The organism is Psychrobacter sanguinis (assembly GCF_020736705.1).
Taxonomy (GTDB): Bacteria; Pseudomonadota; Gammaproteobacteria; order Pseudomonadales; family Moraxellaceae; genus Psychrobacter; species Psychrobacter sanguinis.
Genome location: NZ_CP085990.1, coordinates 1,767,637 through 1,782,214, shown reverse-complemented (window position 1 = coordinate 1,782,214; position 14,578 = coordinate 1,767,637). Strand labels below are relative to the sequence as shown.

Here is a 14,578-nt window from a genome sequence, read left to right as displayed (position 1 = left end):
TATCAAAAACTTAACGCTATTACTTTCATATCGTTCACTCTAATTTACCAAATTAGGCAGTCAAGCAAACCATATATTATGTAACTTTTATCGTAAGAGGCTATTATGAATCGAAATCCCTAATAGCCTTAGATCGAAATGATTAATCACTACGCTTACTTAATTCTTGGCTTACTTAATAAAATCATCAATAGTAAATGAATTTAACTAAGTAAGTTTGAAACACAGTAATCGCTATATTAGAAGCGGTAATGAGAGAATGCTTTGTTGGCGTCTGCCATGCGGTGAACTTCGTCACGCTTTTTAACAGCATTACCTTTACCTTCTGAAGCATCACCTAACTCACCAGCTAAACGGTGTGCCATTGATTTTTCAGAACGCTTAGAAGCAGCATCGGCTAACCAACGCATCGCTAAAGCTGTACGACGGGAGGGGCGTACTTCCATAGGAACTTGATACGTAGCACCACCAACACGGCGAGCTTTAACTTCAACCATTGGGCGAACGTTTTCAAGTACTTCTTCAAAAAACGCAACTGGATCTTCGATGTTACGTTTTTCTGCAACTTGCTCTAATGCACCGTAAACAATACGTTCTGCAGTAGATTTTTTACCATCAACCATTACGTGGTTGATGAATTTAGCGATAGTTTGGCTACCAAATTTTGGATCCGGTAGGATCTCACGAGTAGCGACGACGCGACGTCTTGGCATAATAAATTTCCTTGTCTTCAGGGGTGTCTGGCATTCATAACCATATACGAATATAGGTTGAAATAGTGGTTACCAGCCAGCCTTACTGCATGGTGGTATGTTTGCTAATTAGCAGAACACCTAACCCATGCATGTTATTTAGTTGTTTGCTCATTAAGCCTTAGGCTTCTTAGCACCATATTTAGAACGACCTTGCTTACGGTCTTTAACGCCTGCACAGTCAAGTGCGCCGCGAACAGTGTGATAACGCACACCTGGTAAGTCTTTAACACGACCACCACGGATTAGTACAACACTGTGCTCTTGCAAGTTATGACCTTCACCACCGATGTAGCTAGATACTTCATAACCTGAAGTTAAACGTACACGACATACTTTACGCATGGCTGAGTTTGGTTTCTTTGGAGTGGTAGTATATACACGAGTACATACACCGCGACGTTGTGGGCATGATTGTAAAGCAGGAACGCCAGACTTTTCCTTTAATACTTTACGACCCTTACGAATCAATTGGTTAGTTGTTGCCATAAGGCATCCTTCTCCCGTTTATTAAATACAAAAAAATGGGTTACTAAGCTGTCATTTGCTGTTTCAGCTTTTTTGACTTTAAGAAAAATCTTATTGCCATAATAAGCTTAGAGTGCTACGACAGCTTACCCATTTTTCGGACACTATATTATATAGACTTATTATTCAATACTCAATAGCCGGTTGACTTTGAAAATAAACAATAAATCGCTTTGAGTCTCCCTATTTTAGGTCATTACTATCAACTTTCAAGGGACATTATTTAATATAATCTGTTTAATATTACTTAGCTAGTCATTTTTGAAAGTGGCTAAACCAGTAATCATTTGCTTTATGTTAAACTACAATAACCTATCAATAGCGGCTTTTTGTCTTGTTAAAATGGCTTGTTAAAATAAGGTCATTAAAACCTATAATTAAAAATGTCATTAAAACAGCAATCAAAAGATAAAATCGCCATTTGATACCTCATATAATTTTTAATAACCTCTTCCCATCTCATAACGACCAGACTATAAGTGATTTAACTATGAGCAATTCTATAGACTCAGCTAACTTTATTAACCCCAATCAAGATACCCGCATCACTCAGGGTAGCCAAGTACAACTTCATTTCGAAGTTTCTTTAGAAAATGGCACTGTTATTGATTCTACTTTTAACCGATCAGAGCCAGTAAAGCTAACCATCGGTGATGAAAGTTTATTACCCGGATTTGAAAATGTGCTCAATAACTTGCGTGCCGGTGACACTCGTACTGCACATTTAGAGCCAGAACAGGCGTTTGGTGAATGGAACGAGGACAATGTCCAACGCTTTAGTGCGGCTCAATTCGCGTTATCAGAACCCAATCCACAAGTGGGCATGATGATGGAATTTGAAGACAAAGGTAAAAATACCTTACCAGGGGTAATTAGCAAAGTCACCGAAGATGAAGTCGAAGTAGATTTCAATCACCCTTTAGCGGGTCAGTCAGTATTATTTAAAGTTCAAATTTTTAAAGTCACCCCGCCAGGTCAAACCGGTGTACAACTGATGTAGTTGATCAATAGCTAGGTCAGCCAATCAAATATGAGTGATATAAGTAAGTTAAGTGCGGTACACACCCCCATAAAATAAAAATTCAATAAAATAAAAAGGATCCGGTTATGAAATACACTACCCTACCCAAGCTTGGTGATAAAGTCTCTAAGATATGTCTAGGGACTATGACTTGGGGCCAACAAAATTCAGAAGCTGAAGCGCATGAGCAAATGGATTTCGCTTTATCAGAGGGGGTCAACTTTTGGGATACAGCCGAGATGTACCCCTCACCACCGGCTAAAGAAAAACAAGGCGATACCGAGCGCTTCATGGGTACTTGGTTTGCCAAAACCAAAAAACGTAATGAGGTGGTATTGGCCAGTAAAATTTCGCCCATGGATTTTTTACGTGATGGGAACACCCGATTTAATGCCAAACATATTGCAGAAGCACTCGATGGCAATCTAAAACGCCTGCAAACCGATCATATTGATGTTTACCAGCTACATTGGCCTGAACGTCAGAGTAATTTCTTTAGTACTCGTGGTTATACTGAAGAAATGGCCGTTCAAGATCTTTCTGGCTTAACGCCCTTTTTAGAAACCCTAGAAGCTTTAAACGATGAGATTAAAAAAGGTCGTATTAGAGCATTCGGTCTCTCTAATGAGACTGCTTGGGGCTTAATGCGCTATCTTTGGGAAGCCGAAAAGAATGGCCTTGAGGGTCCGATTACCATTCAAAATCCATACAGCCTATTAAACCGTTTGTATGAAATCGGCTTGGCTGAAGTTTCTCATCGTGAAAATGTCGGTCTACTGGCCTATTCACCTTTGGGTTTCGGGGTATTATCAGGTAAATACTTAAATGGTAAACAGCCTGAAGGGGCACGTTTAACAATGTATGACCGCTTCCAACGTTATATTAATGAGGAAGCAAAATCGGCCACTGCACAATATGCAAAAATTGCTGAAGAGGCCGGATTGGATATGGCTCAAATGGCTTTGGCATTTGTGAATAGCCGTCATTTTGTGACCAGTAACATTATTGGCGCCACTTCAATTGAGCAGCTAAAATCCAACATCGATAGCGTGAATCTTGAGCTAACTAGTGAGGTGTTACAAGCGATTGAAGCGGTCCATACCAAACAGCCGAACCCATCACCATAGGCTCATTCATAATAGGCACATTCTTATATTTTATTAAAGCTAATATTAGAGTTGACGTGCTGTGTTTAAACGACTGCTGATATGATAAATTTAATTCTATAAACCAAAAACCACTGGCTACTTAAAGTAATCAGTGGTTTTTTTATGTTTACTTTTAGCTTTGCTGTTATAAAGCTATGCAATTATAGTTGCCAAAAAAAATTGTAAGCTTTAAGCAATTGACTTCGTTTCGAGTGCTGCGTTATCAGAGTTAGAAGCTGTGTGCTCAGAATTTTTTTTAATAACTCGATTGTGCAATTCTTCTAAACCCGTCTGCATACTCTGGTACAGATCTTCAGTTAGCTCATCACGGGTTTTGCCCGTGGTCGGTATGACGGCGAGTGGTAGAACATAGGCAGTTACTGGATCGCTGTCCATAACCCTTAAGAAGCTCTGAGCAAAAGAGACATCGCCCACAAAAGGTACAGTATGATCTAATTCACCCTTGGCATTGACATAGCAGACCACGATAGGTTGAATAGGCTTATCCGCATCCATGGCGCCTTGTAATAGTTTGCCATAGATTTTTTTGATATGAGTACCGTCGGTGGTAGTGCCTTCAGGATAAAACAGAATCGAATAGCCTTTGGTTAAGAAGTCGGCTATTTGACCTGCCACTTTGCCTGAATCACCTGAACCGCGTTTAATAAACAGTGAACCACAAGCACGTGCCAAACGGCCAAAAACTGGCATGGCCTCTACCTCTGCTTTGGATAAGAAAAAACCAGGCATTACACTACCCATGACCGGAATATCCATCCACGACACGTGGTTGGCTGCCCACAATCCATGCGTATCAGGGACTGGCTCAACCGCAACAACAGTGACATTGAAGGCGGCAGCCATATTACGACAAAAGATTTGGTTATAGCGGGGTAACTCATCACGTTTTGGTACCGGACCCCAACTGTCTACTTTAGTAATGGCACGATATCCGCCTACCATGGTCTCTGTCATACCTTTCAGCACTTTTGCCCGCTTTAACTGTTTATTCAGTAACTGACCTACTTTGGTCTTTTTATGGGTCGTACTTTGCTTATCTTGTCTTCTAGCAGTATCTTGCTTACTTTGATGAGTCTCGGTATTCGAAGTGTAGGTAGTCATAAATTATCCGTGATTAAATGAGGCGCAATTGAATGCTTAAAGTAGGGGCAAGTGTTAACTTTCAATAAAAGTTTTAAATTTAAATAAAAATAATGGATCATGCTATTTAAATAATTTGCCACTATAACTTCTACTCTCAATTAATGTGTAATAATTTTCCCCTATTTCGATTAGATTTATGTTTCCAATCAACGTAGCGGGTGATTTATATAACTTATTATTGCTACTTTTGGCACCATATTTCCTGATAATTACTGCTTGCTACTAACCACACGACTGTGCAACTCTTCTAAACCTGCTTGCATACGTTGCTGTAGCTCTGTAGTAAGCTGATCACGACTCTTATCCTCAGGATATAATGGCTGTAAAGGCAGTACGTAGGCAGTAACCTGACTCCCATCAATCACATTAAACAGACTGTCCTTCAGTTTAATACCGCCATAATAAGGCACAACATCGTCAAGCTCACCTTTTTCATTTACATAACATATGACGATAGGCTGAATCGGCTTATTGGCATCCATCGCTGCCTGAATTAACTTACCATGTAGTTTCTTTATCTTATGCCCATCAGTAGTGGTTGCTTCAGGGAAGAACACGATCGAATAGCCCTGCTTTAAGAAAGTAGCCATCTGCGAAGCCACTGAACCGGCGTCCCCTGAGCCCCGCTTAATAAACAAAGTACCCGCCACTTTTGCCAAAGGGCCCATAATTGGCATTTCGGCCACTTCTGCTTTCGATAAGAAAAAAGCAGGGCTTACGCTCCCCACCACAGGGATATCCATCCAAGAAATGTGATTTGAGGCCCACAAAGCATGAGTTTTAGGTACCGGTTCTACTTCAACCACCTCTACCCCAAACGCCCTTGCTGACTTGCGGCAAAATGTTTGAATATATTTGGGTAGAATTTCTCTGGGTGGCTCTCGCCAAGCATCAATTTTGGTAGCGGCTCTATAGCCTCCGATAACTGTATCAACCAGACCCACAACGGTTTTACTGCGCTTGATACCGTTTTTGGCGTTAAATTTCAAAGTGTCTTCAATTTTAGATTTCAAACTCATAGTGAGTCCTATACTCAATTTATTAATATAAGAATTGCCTATTACTATTAGGTCTATGCCGGTACTTGTTTTAGGGCTAAATTTTTAAAAATGATTGTTTAATAGCATGTCGTTCATACAATCCAAATATTAAGCACCCCAAACATCAAGTAATAGAGTATATCAAATAAATTAATTTCAGTAATCAACTGTTCACTGATTTATTGCCCAATTTGAGTTTTTTAAACACAATGTCTTATATTTGTACTATTTTATGACTTTCCCCTTTTAATTTGATACTAATAGCATCATAAATAATAAATGACGACCTCAATCTCAATATTGAAGGTTGTGTCCTTTGAATTGGAAAAAATAGGTGAATATTTTTGGATTATTTTGGTAGACATGAAGGTGGTGAACGCGCCATCTTAGTACATCTAGACATTCGACAAATTTCAGACCCTGATGATTTAGAAGAGTTTAAACTTTTGGTTGACTCAGCCGGTGCTCAGCAATTGGCTATAATCACTGGTTCTAGACAAAAACCCGATGCCAAATACTTTATTGGTAGTGGTAAGGCGCTAGAGATTGCAGAGCAAGTGCAGGCTTTAGAGGCTGATATTGTTATTTTTAACCATAGCTTGACCCCTTCTCAAGAACGTAACTTAGAAACCTTATTACAGTGCCGTGTATTAGACCGTACCGGACTTATTTTAGATATTTTCGCTCAGCGTGCCCGTACGTATGAAGGTAAACTTCAGGTAGAGTTGGCGCAGCTAAATCACTTGGCCACTCGCCTAGTAAGAGGTTGGACTCACTTAGAGCGTCAAAAAGGTGGGATTGGTCTACGTGGTCCTGGTGAAACTCAGCTAGAGACAGATAGACGTTTGCTTCAAATCCGCGTCTCTCAATTAAAAGCTCGCCTAGATAAAGTTAAGCAAACCCGTGCTCAAGGTCGTGCGAAACGCCAAAAATCAGACGTGTTAACTATTTCTTTAGTCGGCTATACCAACGCTGGGAAATCTTCTTTATTTAACCGTTTGGTCAATGAAAACATTTATGCTGCTGACCAACTGTTTGCGACGCTTGACCCCACTCTAAGACGTTTAGATTGGCAAGGTGTGGGCCGTGTAGTGTTGGTAGATACGGTGGGTTTTGTCCGTCACTTACCTCACGAATTGGTAGAATCTTTCCATGCGACGCTAGAAGAGACTTTAGAAGCTGATTTGCTGCTACACGTTATTGATTCAGCGAGTGCCGATATGCATGAGCAGATTAAAGCGGTTAAGTCAGTACTGGCAGAGATTAATAACGATGTTCCTGTGCTTAACGTTTATAACAAAATTGACTTGACCGGCGAACCCGCACAAATCAATTATAGTGAGCCTGGCGTACCAAGCCGCGTGTATGTTTCTGCTAAGGCAGATTTAGGCATGAGTATGTTGACCACAGCGGTGCAACAGCTATTGACTGGGAAGCTTAATACTTTTGAGCTAACCTTGCCGTTTAATGCTGGTAATCTCAAAAATGAGCTGTATCGTTTGGATGTGGTAGAACAAGAAGGCTATGCTGAGTCAGGTCATGAGATTCTTACCTTACGCTTGCCCGCTGATAAGCTACAACAGCTATTAGGACAGTCTGACATTAATCCTTTTGAGGTGTTACCTGCTGATCAAGCTGAGCTGTTAATTCCTAAACTTGAGCCTTTTGAAAAAGAGTTAAAACAGGACTCTGCTCAAGCGTTGCTAGCAGAGGATGAGCTACTAGAGGATGATCTTTTACAGGATAATTTGCTAGACGAAGATATGGATATAGACGATGATAGTATGCCTATTATTGAACAGCAGTCAGACTTGAACTAAGCGTCGAATAACGATGCTAAACTAATGCTAACCGTATACTGTCTAAGTATAACCATTAAATAGTTAGCATTTTTTCACAATAGCATGAACCGTTTTTTATTAAAAAGAGCCCACAGGCTCTTTTTTTTGTTTAAAATTCAATATCAATGCCCGTTACAGGTATTGATTTGGTAGAATCTAATTTTAATGGCTTATTGTTACTCGTTGTTATTGCTTGTCTTTATTATTAAGGATGATTCATGCCTACTGCCCCAACCTCAACTCCTGTCCATCACTCCGTAAATAATACTGCCCAGCAGTCATCGGAGGAGTCTTTCAGTACTACTAACCAATCTAACAATCCCTCCGGTAATCAAGCGCCTACGCCAAACTCAGGATTGTCTTTGCCTGTGGCCATCGTACTGACATTGGCAGTGGTGGTGGTGATTCGTGAGGGTGCATTAGTATTGTGCCAAGCGCTAGGTTTCCCCAGTGCGGCCAATATTGTAGGTATGATTACCTTGTTTGTTTTACTGATGGTATGTCGTTTTACGGTAGGTATACCTGAATGGATTAGCAATGCCAGTAACACGCTTTTGGTAGACAGTGGTTTTGCCTTTTTGCCAGTATCAGCGGGTGCCGGTCTGTTAATATTCGGGCTAGGAGATGAGCTGTGGGGCGTGGTGTTGACGATAGTAGTGAGTACCTTGATACCTTTATGGGGCTTGGCGAAGCTATCAAATTTATGGCTTAAGCATTCAAAAGAGGACAATGTCTCTATGAATGTAGAGTCATCAAGTGCCACCAAAAGTACGACCACCGATGCAAATCCCTCTAACCATTCTAAGAAGTAAGGCGGCAAGTTATGGACTTATTTAAACTCATGCCTGAAGGCACTACTCTGTTTACGGTCTTCGCCGCTTTTCTGCTGACCTTAGTCGCTCACACTTTGGCTCGTATTTTATCAAAAAGAATTTCTGGCTTACCCATGGTCATTACCGCCTTGGTCTTGGTTTTGCTGTTTTTATTTATTTTTGACTGGGATTACGACCATTACTATGCGGTTGCCAAGCCAGTCTTTGACCACTTACTGGGGTATGTGACTGTACTGTTGGCGATTCCTTTGGCTACGATGAATCTAAAGGGCCTGCCTATCAAAAAGCTATCTATTATCGTAATAATAGCCAGCTTGGTAGGCGCTCTATTACCCATGGGCTTAGCGTATGCTTTGTCTTTAAGCTATGACACTATTTTAGCCTTTGCCACTCGTTCTGTGACTACGCCAATTGGCTTAAGCGTGGCTGAGATTATTAAAGCTCCTTTAGCATTAGCCAATCTAATCATTATCGTATCCGGGCTACTCGGGGGCGCAGTGGCAAAACCAATGTTCCGTAACATAAGTGATGACCGAGCCAAAGGCTTAGCCTTGGGGTTGGCGGCTCATGCTTTTGGTACTGTAGAGGCGTGGCAAATTAGTCACACGGCTGGTAGATATGCTGCTTTTGGTCTTGCTGTAAATGGTCTGGTGACTGCGGTATGGGTGCCCATATTCTTGGCAGCTGTCCTATAATTTTAATACAATTATTAGAATTTAAGAGAGGTAAATACTTAATTTCTTCATAATTAATGACTAGAATTTAGCCATAAATTACGTTCAGTAACAATATTTCTCATTCTTTCTGAACTGCTGTTTATAAGATACAGAAGGGATTATCTGTTAGATATAAATGTATAATAATGCTATATTACGTTGTCTTATCGTAGTAGTGATATTTAAAGTAAGCTTATAAATAAAGCCTATTTATAGGATTTAATTATAAACTTTAATAACGTTATAAGCCTTAATAACCTTATACCGCCTGATATCTATATAATATAGTCTTAAATAAGTGAAAAATAAATATGACTGAATTGTTGAATAAAGTATTAGCTCGTTCAGCCAGTTTGGTTGCCGGTTCTGTTCTAATTTCATCGACCATCTTGTCAGCAAATGCTGGCGGAAACATGTACATTTATAAAGATGCCTCTGGTCAAGTGCTCTTAACCAATGTTCAACCTTCTAACAATTTCAACAAGCATTCCAAAAAAGTACAGGTGACTTATTTCCCTGATTCGGGAAGTGAAATAGTTTCTAATAATACTTTGACTATTAAAGAGCCGAGTTACTTTAGTACGTTAGAATCAAGAAGTTACAGTGATATGCCAAGTAGTAGCTCTAGTTATAGTGCTAGCATAGGCTCAGGTAATAACGCATATGATTACTACATCATTGATTCTGCGAAACGCAATGGTATCGATCCTGGTCTATTGAAAGCAATCATGCATACCGAATCTTCATTCAATCCTAATGCTCGCTCACCAGTGGGTGCGCAAGGTTTGATGCAGCTTATGCCGGCAACAGCTCGCCGCTTTTCAGTACGTAATGCTTGGAACCCTTCAGAGAATATTGAAGGGGCTGCAAAATATGTGGCATGGTTAAGCCGACGCTTTAATGGCAAAATTGAGCATATATTGGCCGGTTATAATGCTGGTGAAGGAAATGTCGATAAATATGGTGGTGTACCGCCTTTCAGAGAAACCCGTAACTACGTACAAAGAGTATTGAGCCGTTATAATTCATTATATAAGAACAACAGCTCTCTATTCGGTAAAGCGGCTACCCCTACTTCAGAAGCACTTTACCAACCTGAAAATTACTCGGTAAGTTCTACATCTTTTGCTACTACTAGCAATACTTATTCTCAGTAGCAACCGCTCTGAATAATTATTAAGTTTTAAGTCGATAAAAAAGGCCCTCTATAAATAGAAGGCCTTTTTTATTATCTAATTTATTCATTTTTAAATGTTAAGTTTTTAACTGATAAGTCTTCAACAACATTTTAAATTTAAATAAAAACTTATGCCGTCGGATGCAGACGCACGTTTAGGTCATCAATAATTTCTACCCAATCAGCATCACGTTTCCACTCTTCTTTCAAGAAAGCACGTTGTGAATCGGTCCAAAAATCAGCATCAATTAAAGACTGGTCTTTGTTTAACTTATGCTCACTGATAAATTTATCAATTGCTTCATCAGAGCTATCAAGACCCAATTGTGCAAACAGCTCGTTTAACGTATATTCTGGTTCACCTAACATAATGCTTCCTCTTTTAATTTAAGTAATGACTGATTTAATTGGTTTTTTCTTATTTAGTTTAATTAGTCCGTTCTAATCTATCGTCCGTTCTAATCTCTTTAGTCTCTTTAAATCTTTACCGCCTATAATTTGATTGTAGCAAATAGTTCAAAGTTTACTGTGCTAAAAGTATATAGAAGCTTTACTATTGTGTTAATAAAGTAGCGTTTTGCATTTTTAGGGCATCATATTTTAATTATCAAATTCTAGTAATGTTAACCACAAAAAAGCCTGCAAAATGCAGGCTTTTTTTTAGCGTAACAGTTTCGCTTAGAATAATTTACTTACTTATGGAAGTAAATGTTCTACCGCATCACGTTCTTCGCTAAGCTCTTGCTCAGTGGCTTTCATCTTCTCTTGAGAGAATGCTGATGAAGTGTCTAAGCCTTCAACGATTTTCCAATCGCCATTGCTGCAAGTACATGGGTACGAGTAGATTAAGCCTTTAGCGATACCATACTCACCTTGTGAGTAAACGCCCATAGAAACCCAATCATTTTCATCAGAACCAAGTGCCCAAGTACGCATGTGAGCGATAGCAGCGTTGGCTGCTGAAGCGGCAGATGACGCACCACGTGCTTCAATGATTGCTGCACCGCGTTTTTGTACGCTTGGGATGTAGCTGTTTTCGTACCAATCACGATCAACTTGATCTAGAGCTGGCTTACCATTAACCGTACACTCAGTTAGATCTGGGTACTGAGTTGATGAGTGGTTACCCCAAATGATCATTTTTTTGATGTCATTAACGGTGCTGTTAGTTTCTTCAGCTAACTGAGCCAAACCACGGTTGTGGTCTAAACGAGTCATCGCTGTGAAGTTACGTGGGTCTAAGTCTGGTGCATTGCGCTGAGCGATCAAAGCGTTAGTGTTAGCTGGGTTACCCACAACCAATACTTTAACATCACGGCTAGCCACTTCATTTAAAGCTTTACCTTGAGCTGAGAAGATAGCAGCGTTAGCTTCAAGTAAGTCTTTACGCTCCATACCTGGACCACGAGGACGAGCACCTACTAATAGGGCATAGTCTACGTCTTTGAATGCTACTTTGGCATCATCAGTTTGTACAACGCCTGCTAACAATGGGAATGCACAATCTTCAAGCTCCATAACAACCCCTTTTAGGGCGTCAAGTGCTGGTGTGATTTCTAAAAGCTGTAAAATAACAGGCTGGTCTTTACCTAGCATTTCGCCTGAAGCAATACGAAACAGCATAGCATAACTAATATTACCAGCAGCACCAGTAACGGCAACGCGAACAGGTTGTTTCATTTAATTCTCCTAGAGATTTAGTGAGGTTGTTTTCAATTGGGTTATGACAGAAATTGTCATAAATAGGCAACCATTAATAAGTGACGGTGCATTTGCCCAAATGTAAAATGAGTGATTAAACATCCGTTTAATCCTCTCCTAGGCACGTTAACACTACCAGAGTGTCACCCCAATATAAGACCCTTTGAACTGATTACTTACTATTGATTACTGCCCAATAAGTATTCAATTGAAAAAATCGTAGCGGGCTGACAGTGCCTATGATTGGTAGAAATAGTTCTTTTCTATCATTAGCATGACAGATTTATTGACCAGGCACTGTGCTTTCAACCGATTCAGGTTCATCAGTTAGCCGAGACCAAGTCTCGAGCTTAAAATAGTCCCTAGTTTATAAAGCCGTATACGTTTTTATCGCGGTAAAAGTGTAGCACCTTTCAAAATTTTGCTCAAACCTATTTATACCTATCTTAATAATAAATAAGGGATAACAAAGTTAACCTTCGCTATCCCCTATTTTATTACTTAGTAGCCTGCAGGAATGGTACCCATACGTTGGGTAATCGGCATATTTGCCCCGAGCAGACTGCTATAGATAGTGGCGTTTTCCATCACTCGCTTAACATAGTTACGGGTTTCAGGATAAGCAATACTTTCTACATACTGGTCGGCAGCCAATGAGCCATACACCGGTTGCCAACGTTTGGCTTTGTTAGGACCGGCGTTATAACCTGCTGTGGCCAGTACAGGCTGATTATAAAGTTTGCCCATAATGTCGCTCATATACCAAGTGCCATAGCGAATATTGGTATCACCACTGTTAGCGCGGCTGGCACTATAGGTCTCACCTAAATTACGCGCAATATATTTTGCGGTATCAGGCATGATTTGCATTAGGCCACTAGCACCAACACCCGAGCGAGCACTACTCACAAAACGGCTTTCTTGACGCATAATACCATACGCCCAAGCTGGATCAATACCCGCTTGACGACTATAAGTCACCACTTCGTTCTGGTGCGGCATAGGATGCGACAAACTAAAGGCATCTAGGCCTTCAGTACTATCAATGGCATAAATAGAACGGTCTAGCCAGCCTAAATCGTGCGCATATTTAGACGCCGCCACGATCATTTTATTATCATTGTTATCACGTGCTTTTTTAACCGCCCAGTTCCATTCACGGTTAGCATAAGTGCGATTGGCACTAGAGTTATACAAGGCAAAAGCACGGGCAAAATGAGGGTCATTAAGCATACGATTGGTATCGCTACTTGGAACATTTGGCACTGAAGTACTGCCTGCACTGAAGCGCTGACCAATTTTGTCTTTTGCCAAGAAGCCATAATAATCACTATTATTGGCTAAGCGTTGGTAGATTTGGCGCGATAAGCCTTTTTTACTGCTATCTCTAGATTGCTCATAGGCACGGGCCAACCAATACTGCCAGATATTCTGTTTTTGAGCCGCATTGTCCATACTACCAATGGCATTAACCAAGTCGTCCCATTGACTAAAGCGAATGGCAGCCGTGGCATAATCTTCTGCTTCTTCGTAGTTAAATGGTTCACCTAAGCTCTTGCGGAACCAAGTTATCGCTTCATCATTAAAGCCATCGTCAGTGTTATAATACATACGTTTCACACCTAAGATGCGATAAGCGTAACGACGGGTCTCTTCATTAATTAGCTTCTGAGCACGGCTATTGTCTTGATTAATATCATAATCTACTTGAATTGCCGCCTCGCGATAAGATTTATCCGCCATACGGCCGATAGCATAAAGATATAAATATTGATTTTTTACGCTATTGGGCTGACTACCAAAACGAGTTAAGAACGCTGAAGGATTCAACTGAATTTCACTTAGCTCACTATACGCAATAGGCGTCCCTAGCGACTGTGACAATGCCATAATATCGCCGGTATTACCTACCCTTAGCATGCGCAGTAAGCGCTGCTTACGGTCGGTATTGTTAATCATCGGGTTACCATTCATTTCAGTAGCCAGTTGGCTACACAATGCAGGCTGCTTTTTAGTGGTCAACCACACATCTGGCTTTAGTGAAATGGCTCGCATGGCATCACCACCATTATTAAAGCCTAGCGCTACCGCACATCTTTCACTATCATCCGCATTATGTACGTAGTTAGCGACTTGACGCACTGCATTATAATCCCCTGCCTGTGCTTTGGTTTCTGCATAGTCTGCCGCTAGCTTTTCGGCCATAACACTACCACTATACTGACTAGCAAACTGTGTCACAACACCAGGATTTAAGGTAGATAGGTCATTATTGAGTCGCCAATAAGCAGGGTACATAGCAAATAAACCATTACCCATCATTTGCTCATACTGATACAAAGCACCAGAATCTCGACGCTCGCCCGCTGCCAAGGCCTCATTAAAGTAGTTGATACTGGTATCATTCTTATAATCTGGCGTACTCCCAGGCCATGCTAACTGAGCACAAGCAATCTGGGTCATGCCCATTAGGGCTAATGAAGAAACAACGATAGGGGCTTTGGTCCCTATTAATGCACGTGCTTTGGTCATAGTCTTGATATCTTTAGATGGGTTACAGGTATTTTTGGTTAATTTATTAAACGTAGCGTCAGTTAAATGATCGATAAAGGTGTCTTTTAGCATAAATACGGTCTTATTATTCAAAGTTAAAATAT

Annotated in this window: 13 protein-coding genes; 6 read left to right on the top strand and 7 right to left on the bottom strand. The window is 40.5% G+C overall.

All coding sequences use genetic code 11. The features are described from left to right. Positions 1-239: 239 nt before the first annotated feature. Together rpsG and rpsL are read right to left on the bottom strand one after the other, a co-directional pair. Positions 240-713, bottom strand: coding sequence for a 30S ribosomal protein S7 (rpsG, locus tag LK453_RS07625; RefSeq protein WP_007395522.1), 474 nt, complete (start codon positions 711-713; stop codon positions 240-242). 153 nt (positions 714-866) lie between these two features. After that, positions 867-1,241 carry a 30S ribosomal protein S12 gene (rpsL, locus tag LK453_RS07620; protein WP_007395523.1) on the bottom strand — a complete coding sequence of 125 codons (375 nt, stop codon included), beginning with the start codon at positions 1,239-1,241 and terminating at the stop codon, positions 867-869. Positions 1,242-1,770: 529 nt separating this feature from the next. Here rpsL and LK453_RS07615 point away from each other — a divergent pair. Together LK453_RS07615 and LK453_RS07610 are read left to right on the top strand one after the other, a co-directional pair. After that, complete coding sequence (locus tag LK453_RS07615; RefSeq protein ID WP_007395524.1) at positions 1,771-2,280, top strand: FKBP-type peptidyl-prolyl cis-trans isomerase; 510 nt, start codon at positions 1,771-1,773, stop codon at positions 2,278-2,280. 107 nt (positions 2,281-2,387) lie between these two features. Next, positions 2,388-3,428: an aldo/keto reductase gene (locus LK453_RS07610; RefSeq protein WP_007395525.1), complete on the top strand. Its 1,041-nt coding sequence runs from the start codon at positions 2,388-2,390 to the stop codon at positions 3,426-3,428. A gap of 210 nt (positions 3,429-3,638) precedes the next feature. Here the strand turns inward: LK453_RS07610 and LK453_RS07605 are convergent, their stop codons facing one another. Next, on the bottom strand, positions 3,639-4,571 hold the full coding sequence (locus tag LK453_RS07605) for a lysophospholipid acyltransferase family protein (protein WP_007395526.1): 933 nt from the start codon (positions 4,569-4,571) through the stop codon (positions 3,639-3,641). 251 nt (positions 4,572-4,822) lie between these two features. After that, positions 4,823-5,632 carry a lysophospholipid acyltransferase family protein gene (locus LK453_RS07600; protein WP_007395527.1) on the bottom strand — a complete coding sequence of 270 codons (810 nt, stop codon included), beginning with the start codon at positions 5,630-5,632 and terminating at the stop codon, positions 4,823-4,825. Positions 5,633-5,997: 365 nt separating this feature from the next. On the opposite strand from LK453_RS07600, the gene hflX reads away from it, so the two are divergent. The 4 genes from hflX to LK453_RS07580 all read left to right on the top strand — a co-directional run bounded on the left by hflX (position 5,998) and on the right by LK453_RS07580 (position 10,200). Next, entirely contained in the window at positions 5,998-7,473 is a 1,476-nt protein-coding gene (hflX, locus tag LK453_RS07595) for a ribosome rescue GTPase HflX (RefSeq protein ID WP_007395528.1), read from the top strand. A gap of 239 nt (positions 7,474-7,712) precedes the next feature. After that, on the top strand, positions 7,713-8,306 hold the full coding sequence (locus tag LK453_RS07590; RefSeq protein ID WP_007395529.1) for a CidA/LrgA family protein: 594 nt from the start codon (positions 7,713-7,715) through the stop codon (positions 8,304-8,306). Between the two features lie 11 nt (positions 8,307-8,317). Beyond that, on the top strand, positions 8,318-9,022 hold the full coding sequence (locus tag LK453_RS07585; RefSeq protein ID WP_007395530.1) for an LrgB family protein: 705 nt from the start codon (positions 8,318-8,320) through the stop codon (positions 9,020-9,022). A 332-nt stretch (positions 9,023-9,354) separates the two neighbouring features. After that, positions 9,355-10,200 carry a lytic transglycosylase domain-containing protein gene (locus LK453_RS07580; RefSeq protein ID WP_007395531.1) on the top strand — a complete coding sequence of 282 codons (846 nt, stop codon included), beginning with the start codon at positions 9,355-9,357 and terminating at the stop codon, positions 10,198-10,200. 149 nt (positions 10,201-10,349) lie between these two features. Here the strand turns inward: LK453_RS07580 and LK453_RS07575 are convergent, their stop codons facing one another. The 3 genes from LK453_RS07575 to LK453_RS07565 all read right to left on the bottom strand — a co-directional run bounded on the left by LK453_RS07575 (position 10,350) and on the right by LK453_RS07565 (position 14,546). Then, complete coding sequence (locus tag LK453_RS07575) at positions 10,350-10,589, bottom strand: DUF2789 domain-containing protein (protein ID WP_201534681.1); 240 nt, start codon at positions 10,587-10,589, stop codon at positions 10,350-10,352. 327 nt (positions 10,590-10,916) lie between these two features. Next, positions 10,917-11,900 (bottom strand): malate dehydrogenase, encoded by a 984-nt coding sequence (locus LK453_RS07570; RefSeq protein WP_007395533.1) that lies wholly within the window; start codon positions 11,898-11,900, stop codon positions 10,917-10,919. A gap of 522 nt (positions 11,901-12,422) precedes the next feature. Beyond that, complete coding sequence (locus LK453_RS07565) at positions 12,423-14,546, bottom strand: lytic transglycosylase domain-containing protein (RefSeq protein ID WP_007395534.1); 2,124 nt, start codon at positions 14,544-14,546, stop codon at positions 12,423-12,425. Positions 14,547-14,578: the final 32 nt, after the last annotated feature.

Coding starts and splice junctions, on each gene's coding strand:
- LK453_RS07600 (WP_007395527.1), bottom strand. CDS start 5,632: ATGAGTTTGAAATCTAAAATTGAAGACACTTTGAAATTTAACGCCAAA.
- LK453_RS07615 (WP_007395524.1), top strand. CDS start 1,771: ATGAGCAATTCTATAGACTCAGCTAACTTTATTAACCCCAATCAAGAT.
- LK453_RS07565 (WP_007395534.1), bottom strand. CDS start 14,546: ATGCTAAAAGACACCTTTATCGATCATTTAACTGACGCTACGTTTAAT.
- LK453_RS07585 (WP_007395530.1), top strand. CDS start 8,318: ATGGACTTATTTAAACTCATGCCTGAAGGCACTACTCTGTTTACGGTC.
- LK453_RS07605 (WP_007395526.1), bottom strand. CDS start 4,571: ATGACTACCTACACTTCGAATACCGAGACTCATCAAAGTAAGCAAGAT.
- LK453_RS07610 (WP_007395525.1), top strand. CDS start 2,388: ATGAAATACACTACCCTACCCAAGCTTGGTGATAAAGTCTCTAAGATA.
- rpsL (WP_007395523.1), bottom strand. CDS start 1,241: ATGGCAACAACTAACCAATTGATTCGTAAGGGTCGTAAAGTATTAAAG.
- rpsG (WP_007395522.1), bottom strand. CDS start 713: ATGCCAAGACGTCGCGTCGTCGCTACTCGTGAGATCCTACCGGATCCA.
- LK453_RS07590 (WP_007395529.1), top strand. CDS start 7,713: ATGCCTACTGCCCCAACCTCAACTCCTGTCCATCACTCCGTAAATAAT.
- LK453_RS07570 (WP_007395533.1), bottom strand. CDS start 11,900: ATGAAACAACCTGTTCGCGTTGCCGTTACTGGTGCTGCTGGTAATATT.
- LK453_RS07580 (WP_007395531.1), top strand. CDS start 9,355: ATGACTGAATTGTTGAATAAAGTATTAGCTCGTTCAGCCAGTTTGGTT.
- LK453_RS07575 (WP_201534681.1), bottom strand. CDS start 10,589: ATGTTAGGTGAACCAGAATATACGTTAAACGAGCTGTTTGCACAATTG.